Consider the following 18,761-nt stretch of genomic DNA (forward strand, 5'->3'; position numbering starts at 1 on the left):
AACACGACCGTTAAGCCCTCTAGCGCCGATGGTACTTGGACCGCAGGGTCCTGGGAGAGTAGGACGCCGCCAAGCAATAGCAAAGACACACTTGATGAAAATCAGGTGTGTTTTTTTGTATTGTCTATATTCTTGCCTGTACTATTGTAGATATTATTGTTCATTCATCTGTACAACAGACTAACCCCAGCCTAATTCTTCAGAGATCAGGTTGGGGTTAGAGCAAGCTTTTAACTTGTTAAGTGAGGCAATAGATCGCATAGCTTGCTTGATTTGTTCCTTTTTCGAACCTTCATAGTATTATTTTGCCTGTAACAGATTGAGCCGCTCGGTCAAGGAGCGTTTGCGATAATAGAGAGCTATCGTGATTAGAACAAGCATTTCAGATAAGGGTACAGCCAGCCATACACCTGTAACACCCAGGAACGAAGGAAGAATGGCAATCAAAGCAATCATGATGATCATCTCGCGTGCGGCTGTGATCCAGATCGCCATTTTAGCGTTACCTATGGACTGGAAGTACGTGCTCATGACAAAGTTTACTCCCATGAATACATAAGCAATGGTGAAAATGCGCAAACCGTAGACGGCACTATCCGTTACACTGTTGCTAAAGTTACCAAAGATCTGCACAAAATAAGAGGCTCCGACTTGAACGATGAGAAGCAGAACCAGACCGCAGGTTAGGGCTGTTTTTACGGCAATACGAATGGTCTCTTGAACTCGTTTTACTCGCTGTGCACCATGATAATAACTGATTAGGGGCTGTGCAGCAGAAGCCAGACCAAGGAATGCCATTAAGACAACCCCGTGGATGTAATTTAAAACCGTAAATGAAGCGACACCATCCGTACCTTCGATCCGCTCCATAGAGATGTTATGTGAGACCGAAAAGACGGACATGCCAAGTTCAGCTAGAAAGCTGGGAAAGCCAATAAGTGCGATCATCCAAAGCAATTTGGTACTCCATGTGAACCTTGTGAACGTAAGATTGTTGGACTTTTTGAAAAAATGACTGAACAGCACAAGCAGCGCCAAAGCGGCTGAGACAATCGTGCCAAGTGCAACCCCGCGTACTCCCCATTCCAGCACATATAACGTAATATAATTGATCACAATGTTAGCTACAGCAAAGGTAATCTGGGCATACATTGAGGTGTTTGGACCGCCATCGTTGCGAACAAAAACGGATAATGCATTTTCAATCGTAAAAACAAACCCAAAAAGTAACATGATATTCATATAGTCGGCTGCGAAGGGAAAAGTATCGGCATTTGCACCCAGCGTATATACGAGTTTATCTTTGAACGTATAGGCGGTGTAACCAATAGCCATCGTGATCAGTGCAATGAGAATAATGGATTTAGTGAACACTTCTTTGGCCTTCTTATGCTCCTTCCTTCCCATATGATTAGAGTATAATGTAGCCCCTCCCATACCGATCCATAGAGACATGGCCACAAATAGCGTGTAGACAGGAGAAGCGATGCCGATCCCTGCCATAGCGGTTGACCCAAGTTTGTGCCCCACCATAATGCCGTCGATAATAAAGTTAAATGCGATGACCAGCATCCCCAAGACAGAAGGTACCAGATAGCTGATAAAAGCTTGGTTTACCGTTTGCCTCTCAAGTGGATGCGTCCAATTCGTACTCATAATGACCTCCGTTAGTAATTGCGAAAGTTTATTGTAATATATTATACTGAACGTTCGTTCTGTATAATAACATGAGTACAATTCAAATGGCAACTTTTCTGAAATTCACACCGTTTATTTGATAAAGTATGAGAGAGGGCTAGGCAGGGAGGTAAGATCAGATGAAGCAAAATAAATACGATGATAAGGCGTTTTTTCAGAATTATAGCCAGATGGCTCGCTCCGTTGAAGGGTTAGATGCAGCTGGGGAATGGCATGAATTACAAACGTTATTACCCGATTTAAAGGATAAGCGAGTACTTGATTTGGGATGCGGTTTTGGCTGGCATTGCCGATATGCGCGAGAACAACAGGCGAGTTCGGTCGTCGGTGTAGACTTATCCGAAAATATGCTCAGGCGTGCGCGTGAGCTGACGGATGATCCACAGATTGAGTATCGGCAGGCGGCCATCGAAGATATTCATTTTGAACAGAATCAATTCGATGTGGTTATTAGCTCACTTGCTCTGCATTACATCGAACATTTGCATGAAGTTTATCGTAAAATCAATTATTGTCTAGTCTCTGGTGGAACGTTCATTCTGTCTGTTGAACATCCGATATTCACCGCTCGTGCAGAGCAGGATTGGCATTATGATGCTAAAGGGGAGAAAGTGCATTGGCCTGTGGATCATTATCATGAGCAAGGACAGCGGATCGCAAACTTTTTGGATCATGATGTGGTGAAGTATCATCGGACCATGGCTACCCATCTGAATGAATTGATTGGTGCGGGATTCATCATTCAAAAGGTGGCAGAATCCAAACCATCTTTGAAGATGATGGAGCAGGTTCCAGGGATGTCAGACGAGAATCGAAGACCGATGTTTCTGATGATCGTAGCAATGAAAGAATAATTATGAATCTAATATGTGTATTATTCAACGTTTTAGGATGGCGTGTTCAGTGTGTCTGGACATGCTGTTTTTTATTTTTGCTACAATATAAAAAAATAATGTGCAAATTAGGGAACCAGATGGCATTCGGCTTAGTCGTATTAAGTGAGGTGAACATCCGTTGGACTATTCGTTTCTGGCAGAGGCCCAGACCATGAACAATGACACACTTGCCAGTCTGATGGACGATTACGGCAATGATGTGTGGAATTATGTTTATTTTTTAACTAGAAATGCGGACAATATAAAGAAGATGGGCGAGTGACTATGATTACCAGAGGGGAATAGTAGTAGTTTAATTGGTGAAAACTAAACTTACTTTTAGGAACCAAGGTACAATAAGGTACGTACTTTTCAATCTGGAGCATAACATCTAAACTGATACCTGAGCCATAAACAGCAAACGAACCCCATAGTTATGCGGGTTCAGCATATAATATATAAAGCAAAGGACGTGGAGAAGAATGAATGTTACTGTGCAGACAAAGAAAAAAGAAGAGATTTTGCAGGCATTTAAGTTTCGTCATGCCACAAAGCTATTTGACGCGTCACGCAAAATTACAGAAGAAGACTTCGCTTTCATCCTTGAAACAGGCCGTTTGTCTCCAAGTTCCATCGGATTTGAACCCTGGAAGTTTCTCATTGTACAAAATCCTGATTTCCGTCAGCGTCTATCCGAGGTATCGTCCGGTGCACAGCGTCAGCTAGCCACAGCCAGTCATTTCATTGTGATCTTGGCTCGTACGGATGCCAGCTACAGCTCTCCTTATGCAGCGTACATGTTAAAAGAGGTTCAGGGCATGCCTGATGATGTATTCAAGCTAACAAGTGAAGCTTACGGTAAATTTCAGAATAATCAAGGTCTGCTTCAAAATGCGAAAACATTATTTGACTGGGCATCTAAACAAACATACATTGCCCTGGGTAATATGATGACCGCGGCGGCTCAGATTGGCATCGATTCTTGTCCGATCGAAGGATACAACTATGCAGAGGTGCATCGTATTCTGGAAGAAGCCGGACTGCTAGAGGACGGCGCATGGGATGTGTCAGTGATGGCAGCCTTTGGTTATCGTGCAGAAGAGCCTCATCGGGAGAAATCACGCCAATCTGTTGAGCAAATTACACATTGGATTAAATAACGATAAGTATCTATCGATGTAATAGAGACCATCTGCATCAGTATCATACAGACTGCTGGGAAATATTAATCACACTGGACGAAAGAACAAAGGTAACGGCTCTTGTGTGTAAACTAATCTTCTGTGAACGGATCTGTTGTAACCATGTGCGGCCCTTATACTCTCATATTTTTTAGTACGAGAGTATAAGGGCCGTTTCACTTTGCATGGAAGTCAATTTAGTAAAAATGAGGAGTTGAAAATACATAGATATCTATGTATAATAAGTTCATGCTTAAATATAACGCTTTTGCAATGATTGCACGCATCAGAGATCATGTGAACAAACGAATTGTTCATGAACTGGAACAGCATGAAGTAACAGGCATCGTGCCTTCCCATGGAGATGTCCTGATGTTCTTGTACCGGGAAGAGACATTATCGATCAAAATGCTGGCTGAACGCGTTCAGCGTACGCAGCCTACAGTAACAGTGCTGGTCAACAAGTTGGAAAAGCTGGGGTATGTCGAACGTAGCAAGAGTGCTGAAGACAGCCGGGTAACGATGATTCGGCTAACGGACAATGGGAAGCAGCTTGAGCCGATCTTTCGCGAAGTGTCGAATCAGATTAATCAGATGATCTATGCCGATCTGTCTGAAGAGCAGTCAGAGCAGTTGGAGAGCTTATTGTCCATGATTGTCAGACGGTTTTAACTGTCGGCGTACTCTGTCTTCTGTTTTTAACTTTATATGCTGATCTCTATACAATGCATTAAAGATGTATGAGAAGCTTGCTTAAAGGTTAGGAGCAGAAGTTTTTTTGCTCATATACATAGATATCTATGTATATGAAAGGCGTTTGATAGCTGAAATGTTAGCTGAAATTTTTAGTAACAAGGCGAAATTAAAATATGTTGAACCCAATTGAGGAGGAATTAAACATGAAACATCTTATCTTATATGCTCATCCACACACAGACAGTTTCAATAAAGCCATTTTGACTACAGCCGTAACTACTCTGGAAGCAGAGGGGCATGAGGTCGTTGTGCGTGATCTGTATCAACTCGGATTTCAGCCTGTACTGACTGAGGCGGATACAGCTTCAATGCGTGCAGGACAGACTCCGCAAGATATCGCAGCAGAGCAGCAATATGTGACGGAAGCAGAAGCCATTACGTTTATCTATCCAATCTGGTGGACAGGGCTTCCTGCGATTTTGAAAGGATACGTGGACCGGGTGTTTGCTTACGGATTTGCTTATGCATCTGGAGCAGCAGGAATTGAGAAATTGTTAACGGGTAAAAAAGGGCTTATGATCAGTACACACGGAACGCCGAAGGATGTGTATGATCAGATCGGTATGACGGATGCGCTCAAGCTAACTTCGGACACAGGGATTTTTGATTTTGTAGGAATCGAGCCAGTAGGCCATCTGCTCTTCGGCGGTATTGGTTATCTGGATGGGGCTGCATATCAAGCAATGCTGGATGAAGTGAAACAGGCGGTAACAACACGTTTCTAACATATGATTGAACAGATGTGAATTGCGAAGCCGACTCTTGATGAGTCGGTTTGTTAGTTTATGGGGTTTGGCAAAAGGTCAGAAAGGGGGTATAATCGACCCATGGAACCTATACTCATTTTCAAAGCATTATCTAATGAGACACGCAGACAGATCCTGCTGTGGCTGAAAAACCCGGAGCAGCACTTCTCCCCCCTCGAGCTATCCCAGCATCCGGATGGCGGTAAGAGTGGGATCTGTGTAGGCACGATTCAATTGAAGGCTGGACTGGCACAGTCTGTAATTTCCAGCTATTTGTTGACGATGCTCAAGGCAGGGTTGTTGCTATCGGAGCGCAGAGGACAATGGACGTACTATCGCCGCAATGAAGAGACGATTCAGGCTTTTGCCGAGTACGTACAACATGAGTTATAAGCCGGATGCCGGAACGGAAGCCAGGATGCAATATGCAGCAAGCAGGAGATTCCGTCCGGATGTGAACGGCTATATATGTTATAAGAACATGTGATGTGTACCACATGGACTCCCGGCATTTTCGTCACATGTATGACAAGAATCTGTCTTCGAAACATAAGAGTTATGTTTCATTTTCTAAGTGCACTTTGTTCATTTATATCTATATATCTGGATATGCAAAAATATAATCACAGAGGAGTATGAACTTTAATGAGTACTGAACATCAACATAAAGAACATGTCACTGACGTCAAACTTTCCGTGCTTGACCTTGCACCCGTTGTAGTGGGATCAACTCCTGCAGATGCACTTCGCAACAGTCTGGAACTGGCACAACATGCCGAGCGCTGGGGATATCATCGCTACTGGGTAGCTGAGCATCACAACATGCCAGGCATTGCCTCGTCTGCAACTTCGGTTGTCATCGGACACCTGGCGGGTGGAACGAAGTCCATCCGTGTAGGTTCTGGTGGCATTATGCTGCCGAACCATGCACCACTTGTTATTGCTGAGCAGTTCGGCACACTCGAATCCCTTTATCCTGGACGCATTGATCTGGGTCTGGGACGTGCACCCGGCAGTGACCGCCGTACATCCATTGCACTGCGCAAAGATCTGAACAGCGGAGAAGATTTTCCTGAGCTGCTGGCAGAATTGCGAGCGTACTTTGATGCATCGGCAACTTCTTATCATGCACCCGTACGTGCTGTACCCGGCGAAGGGCTGAACATCCCGATTTACCTGCTGGGCTCCAGTGATTTCAGCGCACGTCTGGCAGGCCAGCTGGGACTACCGTTTGCTTTTGCCAGCCACTTCTCACCAGATTATACTCGAATTGCTCTGGACACCTACCGCAGCAGCTTCCAGCCGTCGGAGAGTCTGAAGGAGCCTTATGTTATCGTAGGGGTGAATGCCGTGGTGGCAGATACCGATGAAGAGGCTGCGTGGCTGGGAACGACGATGCAACAACAGTTCCTGAACATTATCCGCGGGACAACAGGACTTGTACAGCCGCCAGCAGTGATGGATGGCAAGTGGACAGATCGGGAACAAGTGGCTGTAGCTCAAACACTGAAAGCTGCGGTGAACGGTTCACCGGAGAAAGTGAAGGAACAGCTGGAGTCCTTTATTCGCCAGACGCAAGCAGATGAACTGATTATTACGTCGATGATCTATGATCATCAGGCACGTTTGCACTCGTATGAGCTAATCGCACAGCTTGCCGGAAACGCATAAAGGTTTTATATAACAGAAGAATGTGAATAGCATCGGATCAGAGAGAGACGGTTCGCCTCCAGGGGAGGTGGATCGTTTTTTTTACATGGGAAGTTTTTCAATAGGTCGGTGTGGGGCACGTTGTGCATTTTGGGGTAAAATGACTTTACTTGCCGAATTTGAAACGGTCAACGGGCTCATACGTATAAATCGGAGTATTATACATATGTTGGCTTGTACAAGAGTGAATTGTACCCGTCAGGCAGAAAGGTAATAATAACGGAAGAAAGATACATAAGAGAGGACGACAAGCCTATGGAGCAACCTGAGCAACAACCTGAAGTACAAACGCGGGTGTGGCCTGAGCGATTCAAACGATTTTTTCTAAATAACAAATTTGTGCTGTTTCTCTTAATTCTGCTATTGGTAGGATTGAACATCATGGTGCTGACCAAGGTATCATTTGTGTTTCACCCGCTGGCAGTGTTAATCAAAACGATTGTCCTGCCGATTATTCTGTCGGGTATCCTTTATTACCTGCTGAATCCACTTGTGGATGTGATGGAACGATGGAAAATTAAGCGCGGCTGGGGGATTCTGATTCTCTATCTCGCGATTGGCGGAGTTCTGACCGTTGTAGTACTTGCCGTGATCCCCGTGCTGCGAAACCAGATTATGGGCCTGATCGCTAATTTTCCTACCTATAGTGAAACGGTTAGGGAGCAATTTGAGGAACTGACAGGAAGTCAGCTGTTTAGCCAGGTGCAGGAGACGGTCAACCTGAATTGGCAGGACTGGTGGGGTACCATTTCCGAGAAGGCTACCGAGATCCTCAACTCCACTTGGACGAAGCTGGGCGGGTTCCTAGGTGCATTTACCGAGACAGTGTTATCTATCGTAACCGTGCCATTCATCTTGTTCTATTTGCTCAAAGACGGCAAGAAACTGCCGGACAAGATTTTGTCTTTTTTGCCAATCAAAAGTCGTACCGGTGCCATGCATGTGTTGCATGATATCAATCACCAGATCAGCTCATTCATCCGTGGACAGATTATCGTTAGTTTCTGTATCGGTGTCCTGCTCTACATCGGATATATGATCATTGGTTTGGACTACGCTTTGATTCTTGCGATTATAGCATCCTTTACCAGCGTTGTTCCTTATCTGGGGCCAGCTATTGCAATTACTCCGGCTTTGATTGTCGCTCTGGTGACTTCGCCAGTGATGCTGCTGAAAATGATTGCCGTATGGACGATTGTACAGCTGATCGAAGGTAAGTTCATCTCACCACAGATTATGGGTAAAACGCTCAAAATTCATCCAATCACGATCATCTTTGTCATTCTGACTTCAGGTAACTTGTTCGGCGTGGTTGGCATTCTGCTCGCGGTTCCAGGATACGCGGTACTTAAAGTGGTGGTGTCCCATATATTCAACATGTTCAAAGACAAGTCGGGGCTGTATGATCCAAACAACAACCATTTGTTGTAAATATTAAAACGGTTCCCTTACACAACAGACCCCCCGCCTCTCGGCATTATGCCGCTGGCGGGGGGTCTTGTTGGTTTAAACCGGCTGGCAGCAGCCTAGCCGTGTTTGATATGCTGGAGTGTTTGCAGGAAGATCTGCTCAATGTGAGCATCATCCAAAGAATAAAACACGGTCTTGCCTTCCTTGCGCCGCTTCACAATCCGCATGTTGCGGAGAGAGCGCAGCTGGTGGGAGATGGCTGACTGACCCATGTCGAGCAACACCGTCAGATCATGCACACATAATTCTTTCTGTAACAGTGCATCAATAATACGTAGACGTGTTGGATCACTAAATGCTTTGAACCAATCCGCCATCTCGGAAGAGGTCTCCCGATCTATAAGTGAGGTGCGAATGGTTTGCACATCGGCTTCCGTACCTAAGCAGGCATCATCGCAATCATGTGGAGCTTTAACCGGTTGTTCCATTCCTATCACCGCCTATGTTTAGCAACTTGATAGCTCTATTATATCCAAAAAACGCCTAAAGCGAAATGATTACTAATAGCATATTCTGTATCCAAAATCAACACCTTGTGTTGACACTCCGGTTTGGGCATGCATATAATGGGGTTAACTAAACATATGAATGATTGCTCATATATTGTAATAAATACGATTAACAGATATGGAAGAACTATTTTTTTGGACTGCAAAGGGGAGAATTCACATGGGAACCGGACAGGAACAGGTGAAAAGGGAACTGCTGCTCGACGGACTGGATTGTGCCAACTGTGCGCTGAAGATTGAAAATGGTGTGAGTAAAATTAAGGGCATTAATGAATGCTCCGTTAATTTTGTGACCAAAACGTTATCCATGTACACCACTTCCGATATGGATGAGCAGGTAGTGGAGGAAGTGAGGCGTAAGGTGCTGCGGCTGGAGCCACATATTCGTATTTCGGAAAAAGGGCAAGGTCATCAAGATCGGAGCCAATCGGGTGAACATCATGCCCATACGAACGTAGGCCATGCGGCGGGCACTCATCAACATCAGAGTCAGGCTCATTCACATGAACATACTCACGATCATGGACACAGTCATGGACATGATCACAGCCACACGCATAACCACGCCGAAAGCAGTGGAGCTCATGCAGGGCATTCACATGAACATGGTGCCGGACAGACCAAAACACTACTAGCTCGCCTAGCGACTGGGTCTGTGCTGCTTGCCGCAGCGATCTGGTCACCGCTGGATGGCTGGGCACAGCTTGCACTTTACGTCGTGGCTTATCTCATCGCTGGTGGCGATATCTTGTTGCAGGCGGTCAAAAACATCATTCGCGGTCAGGTGTTTGATGAGTATTTCCTGATGACGGTTGCGACGCTTGGTGCGTTTGCCATCGGAGAATATCCTGAAGGTGTTGCGGTCATGCTCTTCTATCAACTCGGAGAACTGTTCCAGGGCATGGCGGTCAATCGCTCTCGCAAATCGATTCAGTCCCTGATGGATATTCGTCCGGATTATGCGAATATCCTCACGGGAGCAGGGGAGGATACGCGGCGTGTCTCCCCGGAAGAAGTGCGCATTGGCGACCGGATCGTGGTTAAAGCCGGTGAGCGTGTACCGCTAGACGGTATCGTAAAAGCAGGCCGCTCCATGGTAGATACATCCGCGCTGACGGGGGAATCTGTTCCACGGGAACTGGAGCCTGGAAGTGATGTACTCAGCGGTTTTGTAAACAAAAACGGCATGTTAACTATCGAGGTTACCAAAACCTTTGGTGAATCAACCGTATCCAAAATCCTCGACATGGTGCAGAATGCCAGCAGCCGCAAGGCGAAAACGGAACATTTTATCAGTAAATTTGCCCGGTATTACACACCTGTTGTGGTCATTCTCGCGGCTCTGATTGCCTTCGTTCCTCCATTACTGCTTAGCGGAGCCACGTTTGCAGATTGGATCTATCGCGCACTGGTGTTCCTTGTTATTTCATGTCCTTGTGCACTCGTTGTATCGATTCCGCTTGGTTTCTTTGGCGGGATTGGCGCGGCTTCGCGAAACGGCATTCTGGTCAAGGGAAGTAATTATCTGGAGGCCCTGAATGACGTTAAAGTGGTTGTTTTCGATAAAACGGGCACACTAACCAAAGGTGTTTTCAAGGTCACGTCTGTTCATCCTGAAGGTACGCGAACAGAAGATGAATTGATGAAGCTGGCCGCGATTGCCGAAGCGAATTCCAATCATCCGATTGCGGAATCGATTCGTGCCGCTTGGGCGAAAGACATTCCTGCACAAGGGGTGGACGGATATGACGAGGTGGCGGGACACGGGATCAAAGTCAAGGTGAACGGTCAGGAAGTGCTCGCAGGCAATGCCAAGTTGATGGAGCAGGCGGGCATCATGTATACGAAGCCGCAAACGGTAGGGACTGTTGTGCATGTAGCTGAAGCCGGAGAGTATGTTGGGCATCTCATTATTGCAGACGAAGTGAAGGAAGATGCAGCGTCTGCGATAGAGGCACTCAAGCAGCTCGGCATCCGCAAAACGGTTATGCTGACCGGTGATGCCAAAGCGGTAGGCGAGGCGGTTGCACGCCAGCTTGGCGTGGATGAGGTTCATGCCGAACTGTTACCGCAGGACAAAGTCGAACGGCTGGAACAACTGGAACAAAAAAAATTACCGAAGGAAAAAATGATCTTTGTCGGTGACGGGATTAACGATACTCCTGTTCTGGCACGTGCCGATGTTGGTGTAGCGATGGGCGGACTCGGATCGGATGCAGCCATTGAAGCAGCGGATGTGGTGATTATGACGGATGAACCGTCCAGAATCGCCAGTGCTATCCGTATTGCGAAGCGTACACGCCGCATTGTATGGCAGAACATCGGATTTGCGCTGGGAGTCAAAGCGATCTTCCTGTTGCTGGGAGTATTCGGGATCGCAACCATGTGGGAAGCCGTGTTCTCGGATGTGGGTGTGACGGTGCTTACGGTATTGAATGCAATGCGGGTTCTTCGGATCAAGGACGTTTAAATGGTTTGAAACGTACAGCACGGCTCTGCGTATATACGTAGAGCCGTTTTACTATTTTTATGGCTGATTGGTGAACGACATTGGCCTGAGAGCTAAAGAGAAGAGAAGGAGCGAGTATTTTGGCAGGAGCATTCGTGGGGATTATATGCGGAGTATGTTATTTCATTTTGGGATTGATGGTACATAAGAAGCCGCCAAAACAAATTAACGGAATATATGGGTATCGGACACCACGTGCAATGAGCGACCAGGCGCTGTGGGAAGAAGCGCAGCGGTACAGTTCGGCACTGATGATGCAGTTTGGATTTATTATCACCGCTTTTGGTGTCATCGGTTTCTGGCTTACGGATGTGCGTGCGTTGGTGCTGAGTCTGATCGCTGTTGGTTTCTATACCATCAGGCTGTTTACCCGGGTCGAAGGCCGTTTGAAGCAAATGCAAAGGGCACAGCAGGAACAGGACAAGCAGAAGAAATAAGAGAAGTAAGAAAAATAAAAGAAAAGTAAGATAAGGTCAGGACAAGCAATGTTAGTTAGTGCGTGCAGGGCAACGTCCTTAATGACTTGTATAATTACATCGAGATCCGCGTATGCGGGTCTTTTTTTGTCTTTATTTTCTGCTTCTGTTTCAAATACGGAAAGGAATGATCGATTGTATCCATCATTTCATGAATTATTCTAACGGTTAAATGGCAAACTAAAATCTAACGTTGACGTTAACGTTATAATTATATATAATTATGTACATAATATTAATGACATATAAGAGAGGTGGAGCCGATGAGTTTGTTCAAAATTGATGATGTCGCCAAAGCCTGCGGACTGACGAAGCGTACCATTCGATATTACGAAGAGATTGGTGTGATGCCTTCACCTCAGCGGACAGACGGCGGAACGAGGCTTTATTCACAGGATGACATCGACTATTTGAAAAAAGTGGTTCGAGCCAAAGAGGTACTTGGCTTTTCGTTACAAGAACTTCATGCCTATGTAGCTACAACAGATGTGCTGAACGAGCAACGTTTCGACTATCAGCAGACAACTGAGGTGAAAGAGCGGATCGAAAAGCTCACCCGAATGGAAGCAACATTGGATGGTCAGTTGCAGTTGCTGAAGCAGAAGCTTCAGAGCATTCATGCTGTACAACAGGAGCTGGAGGAGCTTCGTGGGCGTGTTAGAACGGGTATACAGACGTTGCAAGCCAATGCTCGTGAGAGTAACGAAGATTAAGATGAGTAGGCAACAGAGAAAGCAACAAGAAGCCGAACGATAAACAAATGCATACGCACAGGCAACGTTCGCAAGTCTTTTGTGGGAGTGCAGAGCAGTCTGGATGAATGCAATACACCGGAATTCTCGGTGTCCTTGTGATGTTTTTGCAACTCGTTTTTTGAAAAATCAAGAAAAAAAGTTGAAAGTTTATTTAATTAATCATTTTTTTCACGAATTTTCAACATTTCAACCTAACACTACATCGGAGGAATGACCTATGAAAAGAGAACCATCACTACCTGACGAATTGCCGTCATCCCGTGGAGGACTGCTGTCCCAGCCACGAGCAGTCTGGGCTGTAGCTTTCGCCTGTATCATCTCGTTTATGGGACTGGGTCTGGTAGACCCGATTCTGCCAGCCATTGCGGATCAACTGCACGCGTCCAAAAGCCAGGTGTCCTTGCTGTTTACCAGCTATAACGCGGTAACAGGGATCGCCATGTTAATCACGGGTGTGGTATCCAGCCGAATTGGTGTGAAATGGACATTGCTGAGCGGCATAATGCTGATTATTGTCTTTTCGTTCCTTGGCGGTACATCGGGCACGGTCGGAGCGCTAGTTGGTTATCGCGGGGGCTGGGGACTTGGGAATGCCTTGTTCATCGCCACCGCGTTGTCAGCCATTGTTGGCTTGTCCACGTCGGGGACAGCCAAGGCTATTATTTTATACGAAGCAGCATTGGGTCTAGGGATTGCCGTTGGTCCATTGCTTGGCGGGGAACTGGGTTCGATCTCTTGGCGCGGCCCGTTCTACGGGGTAGCTGCCCTTATGGCAATAGCTTTTATCAGCATCATGTTTATGTTGCCCAAAATGGCTAAACCAAAAACGCGCAGCACCTTGTCCGATCCGTTCAAAGCGCTCGGGTACCCTTCACTGAAAACGTTGGCGATTACCGCCTTTTTATATAACTTTGGATTCTTTACCTTGATGGCGTATTCCCCATATGTCATGAAACTGGACGAACACGGCCTTGGATATGTCTTCTTCGGATGGGGATTGATGCTGGCGATTACGTCCGTCTTTGTAGCACCGAAGCTGCAGCGCCGGTTTGGCTCCGTGCCTTCCATGAGTGTCATGCTCACGTTGTTTGCGTTGGACTTGCTGGTTATGGCTGTGGGTACGGTGATGGGTTCTTCGGTGACGGTTATTGTTGCGGTGATCGTAGCAGGGATCTTCCTTGGAATAAACAACACGTTGATCACAACGGCTGTGATGGAGGCCGCTCCAGTGGAACGTTCCGTAGCCTCTGCGGCGTACAGCTTTGTGCGGTTTATGGGCGGTGCACTAGCCCCGTGGCTTGCGGGTAAACTGTCGGAGTGGTTTTTGCCAGAAACGCCGTTTTACTTCGGTGCACTAATGGTGCTGATCGGTGTTGCTGTATTGTTGATGCGTCGTCGTCACCTGCGGGATATTGATGCGTCCATCACAGCTCATTAAAAGTTGATTTATGGTTAAAGGATAGTAGTACGAGTGCAACGCGTGGATAGATGTTGAGAACCGATGAAGAGACTGGAGGAACGGGTATGCTAAAACGAATATTGGTCGCTGTAGATGAATCGGATCATGCGAAAAAGGCGCTGGAACAGGCTCTGATGCTGGCTGAACAGATGAAACATCCTGTCAGTCTGACCATCTTGCACGTGAATCCTTCCATTTCAATTAACGAGCCGGCGCTTGGCGTTGATTTGGAGGAGCGAATCGCCGAAGAAGGAAAGCACATTATGGAGCCAGTGATTGAACAAATGGTTGGTCGTGAGGTATCTTATGAGACGATGCTGGTTGCGGGTGATCCTGTAACGGAAATCTGTCGCATGGCGAGTGAGCAAAAATGTGACCTGATTGTAATAGGCACCGGGGGTAAAAGCGTGCTGGCAGAGATTGTAGTTGGCAGTGTCAGTCATGGTGTGCTGAAGCATGCCGAATGCCCGGTACTGACGGTGAAATAATCTGCAAACCTTGTAACGATCTCAGGAGAGCTTATTTTGCGGAAATACAACCTTTTGAAATTCTAACGATCCGTAGGAACGTTATTTTGACTTCTTGGTATGAAAAACGGGCATTTATCGTGCTTTTGAGTGAAATAAGGCTTGTGGTGATCGTTAGAAATTTATTCGCCTCAAATCTAGCTAAATAACGTTCCTGGTGATCGTTAGAGCGGAGGAGTATCAATCTATGCCAGCTCTGTGGGATCAATTGACCGCCTTCATACAGTGAAATATTGCTCATGGATGAAGAAACATGCGTGTGCGTGATGGGTAAAAGGTTTATTAGTGGTCATAGTGTTATTGAAACAAACTGGTTGCAGTGTGGATTGCTCAGAATCGATGCGCATTAAAGGTATCTAGTGACAGTACTCAGTAGCAGCGAGGTAAGGTAGTAACGGTAAACAGTAACAGTACACAGTAACGATGAGCCAAAGTAACAGTAGCTAGTCGCAGTGCTCAGTAACGATAATCCAGCACCTTGTAGCGATGTTCACTCACAGCTCAATCCGTTCCAAGTAACTTTTATCGTTTCGTCAACTGGGTGGAAGAGAGCGAAATGGTGTATAACTAGAGTAGAGTTATGTAAGGTAAGTAGTTGCTACTCGCGAGTAATGAGTACTCATATATGCTTATGATGAGGAATTGTGAGAATGTGAGGAAGCGAATGAACGGGAACGGAGGATGCGTTTATGAAAAAACAACATCTGTTTATCGACGGTAAGCTTACCGAAGCGGTACACTATACAACACTTCAGGCGCCGTATTCCGGGGAAACGCTGGCAGAAGTGGCTTCGGCCTCGGCAGAAGAGACCGAAGCCGCCATTGCGGCGGCTGTGAAGGCACGTTATGCAATGCGCCAGATGCCTGCACATCAGCGTGCAGACTTGCTGTACAAGTTGTCTGCCATGCTGCAGGAACGGAAAGAAGAGGCAGCCCGCATCGTTGCATTGGAGGCGGCAAAGCCGATCACTGCGGCAAGAGCCGAGATTGATCGTACGATCGAGACCTATCGGTTTGCTGCCGAAGAGGCAAAACGGTTGACCGGAGAGACCGTTCCAATGGATGCCGCAAAAGGCGGCGAAGGTCGCATTGGTTATACGATGCGGCAGCCGCTCGGGGTGATTGGGGCCATTACACCGTTTAATTTTCCGATGAATCTGGTTGCGCACAAGGTTGGACCTGCGCTTGCTGCCGGGAATACGATCGTGCTTAAACCTGCCGAGCAGACTCCGCTGTCTGCCTATTACATCGCAAACCTGCTCCAAGAGGCAGGGTTGCCAGACGGAGCACTGAATGTGGTGAGCGGTGATGGTAAAACGATTGGGGATGTACTTGTGAGCCATCCTGATGTAGCTTATCTTACTTTTACAGGCAGCCCAGCCGTAGGAACGAACATTCGCAGCAACGCTGGACTAAAACGTGTTACGCTGGAGCTGGGTTCCAATGCGGCTGTCATTGTAGACAAAGATGCTGATCTGGACAAGGTGATACCACGAAGCGTTACAGGAGCTTTCACTTATCAGGGGCAGGTATGCATTTCATTACAGCGCATCTATGTGCATCAGGCAATTTCCGAGGAGTTCATTGAACGTTTCGCCGAAGCAGCCAATCAGGTTGTGATGGGTGATCCGTTGAATGAGGATACGGTTGTGTCGGCACTCATTACGTCTAAGGATGTACAGCGTACTCTGGACTGGATTGAAGAAGCCAAACAGGCAGGAGCAACAGTAGTTGCAGGTGGTGAGGCTGAAGGAGGCATACTGCGTCCAACCGTGCTTGTGAATGTACCGCGTGACGCGAAGGTTTCTTGTCAGGAAGTGTTTGCGCCGATTGTTGTGATTAACACAGTAAATTCGGTAGAAGAAGGTACTCAGCTTGTGAATGACTCCATGTACGGACTTCAAGCAGGAGTATTCACCAATGACATTCAAACGGCACTTCGAGCTGTGGATGACATTGAAGCGGGCGGGGTCATGATTAATGATATCCCGACCTTCCGGGTAGATCATATGCCTTATGGCGGTGTGAAGCAAAGTGGCATCGGCCGTGAGGGTGTGAAGTATGCAACGGAAGAAATGACGGAATTGAAGTTTGTTATGTTTAACAAAAATTAAGTAAGTTCATCGCTTGTAATAAAGCGATAATATGATATTTTTGAAGAGCCTGTATCCATCTCATGGATGCAGGATTTTTGCTTACAATGGTATACCACAAACGATCGACAACACCTTAAAGCTGTCTCAAAAAAACCATCGTTTTTCTTCACTGACTATAGGTTCACATTGGGTGAGAAGGGTATTAATTAGGTAACATCCTGCATGCGTCTGTCTGAACCCGTTGAATTTCATAGGACATCGACGCATGCATGTTCAACTGCGGATTCCATTCTTTCGTGAGGACAATAACGTTCACTGCGTACGATTAGAAGATTCTTGGAGATCCAGTACTGAGCGGGGTGAGGTTTACCATTTCAATTTTTTTGTATCTTTTAAATATAACGTAACAAAGCGGCGGGTGAACACACAGAGCACGCAGAACAGGTAGGAGGTGAACTCATATGGCGTATTCTATGACGGATGTATCGGGTATGTCAGGTGTGAGCCTGAGTGAGTTAAGCCATTATGCGGAGCTGGGGCTGCTGTCCCCTGCTTTTCGTGGACTGGATGAGGATATTTATTATGAAAAAAAAGAATTGCTGACGCTGCAGCAGATTCTGTTCTGCAAGGAAGCAGGAGTAGCAGAAGAAGAAATTGGCTCTATGCTTAAAGAAGAGCCCGTGGAAATCATCCGTGTCATGCGGCAACATCGTATCCGAATTTTGGAGGAAGCACTTCGCTTGCACGGTTTGATCCAAACGCTGGATCGGACGGTTTCTTATCTGCAAGGGGAAGAGACGATGGAGGAGCACGAACTGTACCATGGCTTCGCACATAATACGCGTCATGCCAGATTGCCAGAAGCAGGTCAAACACAGCACTTGCCTGAGACCCTCCCGTCACGTGACTCGAAAGCTGAGAAGATCGAGTTGAAATCCAAAGAGGATTTTTTGGACTCACAGACCAAAATCGATCAGATTCATCTGGATTTGAAACAGGCGCTGGAGCTTGGCCTTGAGCCGGGCAGTCCGGCTGTGCAGCAGATTATTGGAAGACACCTTGAATGGATCAAAGGATATTACACACCTACGGCTGAGATTTATCGGGATTTGGCTAATCTGTACGTGGAGCACCGCGATTTTCGGAACATGTATGATGGTTATCATCCGAGACTGGCAGAGTTTCTGCGAGAGGGAATGATCATCAAAGCGGCACAGGAACTATCCTGAATGCATAAAGTAACATGGGCTGGCAAGATGATTGGTAAGAACATTGGTAAGAGCATAGCAACAAAAAGCGCAGACCTCTGGGAGGGCTGCGCTTTTTGTTGCTACATATGGATATGACCGAGTGAGGACGTCGTCCTCTTGTTCAAATGAATTGGAAATGAATCAGACAGCTTTACAATTGTTCTACGAGCAAGCTGACCGCTTTTTCCAGGAAGACACGATCTTCATCGTCAAAACGGTTTTTGATTGGGCTGTCGATATCCAGTACGCCATATAATTGTCCGTCTTTGACGATCGGTACAACGATCTCACTATTGGATGCAGCATCACAGGCGATATGGCCCGGGAAAGCATGCACATCATCAACAACGAGTGTGCGTCTCTCCGCAGCAGAAGTACCGCATACTCCGCGTCCAAGAGGGATGCGGATGCAGGCAGGCAGTCCCTGGAATGGTCCGAGGACCAGTTCTTTTCCATCATACAGATAGAATCCGACCCAGTTGGTGTCGGTTAAAAATACATTGAGCAGCGCAGCAGCGTTAGCCAGATTGGCAATCGCACTAGGTTCATCGCGGATCAGAGCACTTAACTGTCCCAGGACGGCGGTGTGCTGCTCGCTTCGTGTTCCTTCATAGGAAACAGCTTGAAACATGGTGAATCACCCTCCCGAGCAAAAATGGTACTTATTTTCAAGATAGTGCAGTAGATGCGGTTAGTCAAGCGGAATGATTTTGGAAAGAGATGACAGTGCCTGGATTGTGCGCC

18 protein-coding genes and 1 rRNA gene are annotated in these 18,761 nt (G+C 46.7%); 16 read left to right on the forward strand and 3 right to left on the reverse strand.

Going from position 1 to position 18,761, the window contains the following annotated elements:
• Window positions 1-75 (forward strand): 5S ribosomal RNA (gene rrf / locus EC604_RS31110); the annotation flags it as partial.
• 225 nt (window positions 76-300) lie between these two features.
• Here rrf and EC604_RS25315 read toward each other — a convergent pair.
• Window positions 301-1,656 carry an MATE family efflux transporter gene (locus tag EC604_RS25315; RefSeq protein WP_123066812.1) on the reverse strand — a complete coding sequence of 452 codons (1,356 nt, stop codon included), beginning with the start codon at window positions 1,654-1,656 and terminating at the stop codon, window positions 301-303.
• 161 nt (window positions 1,657-1,817) lie between these two features.
• Here EC604_RS25315 and EC604_RS25320 point away from each other — a divergent pair, with 161 nt between their 5' ends.
• The 8 genes from EC604_RS25320 (at window position 1,818) to EC604_RS25350 (ending at window position 8,397) form a co-directional block, all read left to right on the forward strand.
• Window positions 1,818-2,552 (forward strand): class I SAM-dependent methyltransferase, encoded by a 735-nt coding sequence (locus tag EC604_RS25320; RefSeq protein ID WP_123066813.1) that lies wholly within the window; start codon window positions 1,818-1,820, stop codon window positions 2,550-2,552.
• Between the two features lie 160 nt (window positions 2,553-2,712).
• Window positions 2,713-2,856, forward strand: coding sequence for a hypothetical protein (locus tag EC604_RS30025; RefSeq protein ID WP_161557040.1), 144 nt, complete (start codon window positions 2,713-2,715; stop codon window positions 2,854-2,856).
• Window positions 2,857-3,055: 199 nt separating this feature from the next.
• On the forward strand, window positions 3,056-3,733 hold the full coding sequence (locus EC604_RS25325) for an NAD(P)H-dependent oxidoreductase (RefSeq protein ID WP_123066814.1): 678 nt from the start codon (window positions 3,056-3,058) through the stop codon (window positions 3,731-3,733).
• Window positions 3,734-4,003: 270 nt separating this feature from the next.
• Window positions 4,004-4,426, forward strand: a complete 423-nt coding sequence (locus EC604_RS25330) for a MarR family winged helix-turn-helix transcriptional regulator (protein WP_123066896.1) — start codon at window positions 4,004-4,006, stop codon at window positions 4,424-4,426.
• A gap of 227 nt (window positions 4,427-4,653) precedes the next feature.
• Entirely contained in the window at window positions 4,654-5,235 is a 582-nt protein-coding gene (locus EC604_RS25335) for an NAD(P)H-dependent oxidoreductase (RefSeq protein WP_123066815.1), read from the forward strand.
• 102 nt (window positions 5,236-5,337) lie between these two features.
• Window positions 5,338-5,649 (forward strand): ArsR/SmtB family transcription factor, encoded by a 312-nt coding sequence (locus EC604_RS25340; protein ID WP_123066816.1) that lies wholly within the window; start codon window positions 5,338-5,340, stop codon window positions 5,647-5,649.
• Window positions 5,650-5,901: 252 nt separating this feature from the next.
• Window positions 5,902-6,927 carry an LLM class flavin-dependent oxidoreductase gene (locus tag EC604_RS25345; RefSeq protein ID WP_123066817.1) on the forward strand — a complete coding sequence of 342 codons (1,026 nt, stop codon included), beginning with the start codon at window positions 5,902-5,904 and terminating at the stop codon, window positions 6,925-6,927.
• 294 nt (window positions 6,928-7,221) lie between these two features.
• Window positions 7,222-8,397, forward strand: a complete 1,176-nt coding sequence (locus EC604_RS25350) for an AI-2E family transporter (protein ID WP_123066818.1) — start codon at window positions 7,222-7,224, stop codon at window positions 8,395-8,397.
• A 95-nt stretch (window positions 8,398-8,492) separates the two neighbouring features.
• Here the strand turns inward: EC604_RS25350 and EC604_RS25355 are convergent, their stop codons facing one another.
• Window positions 8,493-8,864 carry an ArsR/SmtB family transcription factor gene (locus EC604_RS25355; RefSeq protein WP_090924908.1) on the reverse strand — a complete coding sequence of 124 codons (372 nt, stop codon included), beginning with the start codon at window positions 8,862-8,864 and terminating at the stop codon, window positions 8,493-8,495.
• A 241-nt stretch (window positions 8,865-9,105) separates the two neighbouring features.
• Between EC604_RS25355 and EC604_RS25360 the strand changes: the two genes are divergently transcribed.
• From EC604_RS25360 to EC604_RS25390, 7 genes are all read left to right on the forward strand, one after another.
• Entirely contained in the window at window positions 9,106-11,415 is a 2,310-nt protein-coding gene (locus EC604_RS25360) for a heavy metal translocating P-type ATPase (protein WP_123066819.1), read from the forward strand.
• A gap of 119 nt (window positions 11,416-11,534) precedes the next feature.
• Window positions 11,535-11,891 carry an SdpI family protein gene (locus EC604_RS25365; RefSeq protein ID WP_123066820.1) on the forward strand — a complete coding sequence of 119 codons (357 nt, stop codon included), beginning with the start codon at window positions 11,535-11,537 and terminating at the stop codon, window positions 11,889-11,891.
• Window positions 11,892-12,193: 302 nt separating this feature from the next.
• Window positions 12,194-12,643, forward strand: a complete 450-nt coding sequence (locus tag EC604_RS25370) for a MerR family transcriptional regulator (protein WP_123066821.1) — start codon at window positions 12,194-12,196, stop codon at window positions 12,641-12,643.
• A 259-nt stretch (window positions 12,644-12,902) separates the two neighbouring features.
• Window positions 12,903-14,123: an MFS transporter gene (locus EC604_RS25375; RefSeq protein WP_123066822.1), complete on the forward strand. Its 1,221-nt coding sequence runs from the start codon at window positions 12,903-12,905 to the stop codon at window positions 14,121-14,123.
• Window positions 14,124-14,209: 86 nt separating this feature from the next.
• A complete protein-coding gene (locus EC604_RS25380; RefSeq protein WP_123066823.1) occupies window positions 14,210-14,632 on the forward strand; it encodes a universal stress protein in 423 nt (140 codons plus the stop codon).
• Window positions 14,633-15,360: 728 nt separating this feature from the next.
• The gene (locus EC604_RS25385; RefSeq protein WP_123066824.1) at window positions 15,361-16,785 is read left to right on the forward strand and encodes an aldehyde dehydrogenase family protein; all 1,425 of its coding nucleotides are present in this window, start codon (window positions 15,361-15,363) and stop codon (window positions 16,783-16,785) included.
• 443 nt (window positions 16,786-17,228) lie between these two features.
• Complete coding sequence (locus EC604_RS25390; RefSeq protein ID WP_123066825.1) at window positions 17,229-17,996, forward strand: MerR family transcriptional regulator; 768 nt, start codon at window positions 17,229-17,231, stop codon at window positions 17,994-17,996.
• 172 nt (window positions 17,997-18,168) lie between these two features.
• Here the strand turns inward: EC604_RS25390 and EC604_RS25395 are convergent, their stop codons facing one another.
• Window positions 18,169-18,648, reverse strand: coding sequence for a GAF domain-containing protein (locus EC604_RS25395; RefSeq protein WP_123066826.1), 480 nt, complete (start codon window positions 18,646-18,648; stop codon window positions 18,169-18,171).
• Between the last annotated feature and the right edge of the window lie 113 nt (window positions 18,649-18,761).

The sequence above is a fragment of the Paenibacillus amylolyticus genome, from assembly GCF_003719335.1.
Taxonomy (GTDB): domain Bacteria; phylum Bacillota; class Bacilli; order Paenibacillales; family Paenibacillaceae; genus Paenibacillus; species Paenibacillus amylolyticus_D.

Coding starts and splice junctions, on each gene's coding strand:
- EC604_RS25315 (WP_123066812.1), bottom strand. CDS start 1,656: ATGAGTACGAATTGGACGCATCCACTTGAGAGGCAAACGGTAAACCAA.
- EC604_RS25320 (WP_123066813.1), top strand. CDS start 1,818: ATGAAGCAAAATAAATACGATGATAAGGCGTTTTTTCAGAATTATAGC.
- EC604_RS25325 (WP_123066814.1), top strand. CDS start 3,056: ATGAATGTTACTGTGCAGACAAAGAAAAAAGAAGAGATTTTGCAGGCA.
- EC604_RS25330 (WP_123066896.1), top strand. CDS start 4,004: ATGCTTAAATATAACGCTTTTGCAATGATTGCACGCATCAGAGATCAT.
- EC604_RS25335 (WP_123066815.1), top strand. CDS start 4,654: ATGAAACATCTTATCTTATATGCTCATCCACACACAGACAGTTTCAAT.
- EC604_RS25340 (WP_123066816.1), top strand. CDS start 5,338: ATGGAACCTATACTCATTTTCAAAGCATTATCTAATGAGACACGCAGA.
- EC604_RS25345 (WP_123066817.1), top strand. CDS start 5,902: ATGAGTACTGAACATCAACATAAAGAACATGTCACTGACGTCAAACTT.
- EC604_RS25350 (WP_123066818.1), top strand. CDS start 7,222: ATGGAGCAACCTGAGCAACAACCTGAAGTACAAACGCGGGTGTGGCCT.
- EC604_RS25355 (WP_090924908.1), bottom strand. CDS start 8,864: ATGGAACAACCGGTTAAAGCTCCACATGATTGCGATGATGCCTGCTTA.
- EC604_RS25360 (WP_123066819.1), top strand. CDS start 9,106: ATGGGAACCGGACAGGAACAGGTGAAAAGGGAACTGCTGCTCGACGGA.
- EC604_RS25370 (WP_123066821.1), top strand. CDS start 12,194: ATGAGTTTGTTCAAAATTGATGATGTCGCCAAAGCCTGCGGACTGACG.
- EC604_RS25375 (WP_123066822.1), top strand. CDS start 12,903: ATGAAAAGAGAACCATCACTACCTGACGAATTGCCGTCATCCCGTGGA.
- EC604_RS25380 (WP_123066823.1), top strand. CDS start 14,210: ATGCTAAAACGAATATTGGTCGCTGTAGATGAATCGGATCATGCGAAA.
- EC604_RS25385 (WP_123066824.1), top strand. CDS start 15,361: ATGAAAAAACAACATCTGTTTATCGACGGTAAGCTTACCGAAGCGGTA.
- EC604_RS25390 (WP_123066825.1), top strand. CDS start 17,229: ATGGCGTATTCTATGACGGATGTATCGGGTATGTCAGGTGTGAGCCTG.
- EC604_RS25395 (WP_123066826.1), bottom strand. CDS start 18,648: ATGTTTCAAGCTGTTTCCTATGAAGGAACACGAAGCGAGCAGCACACC.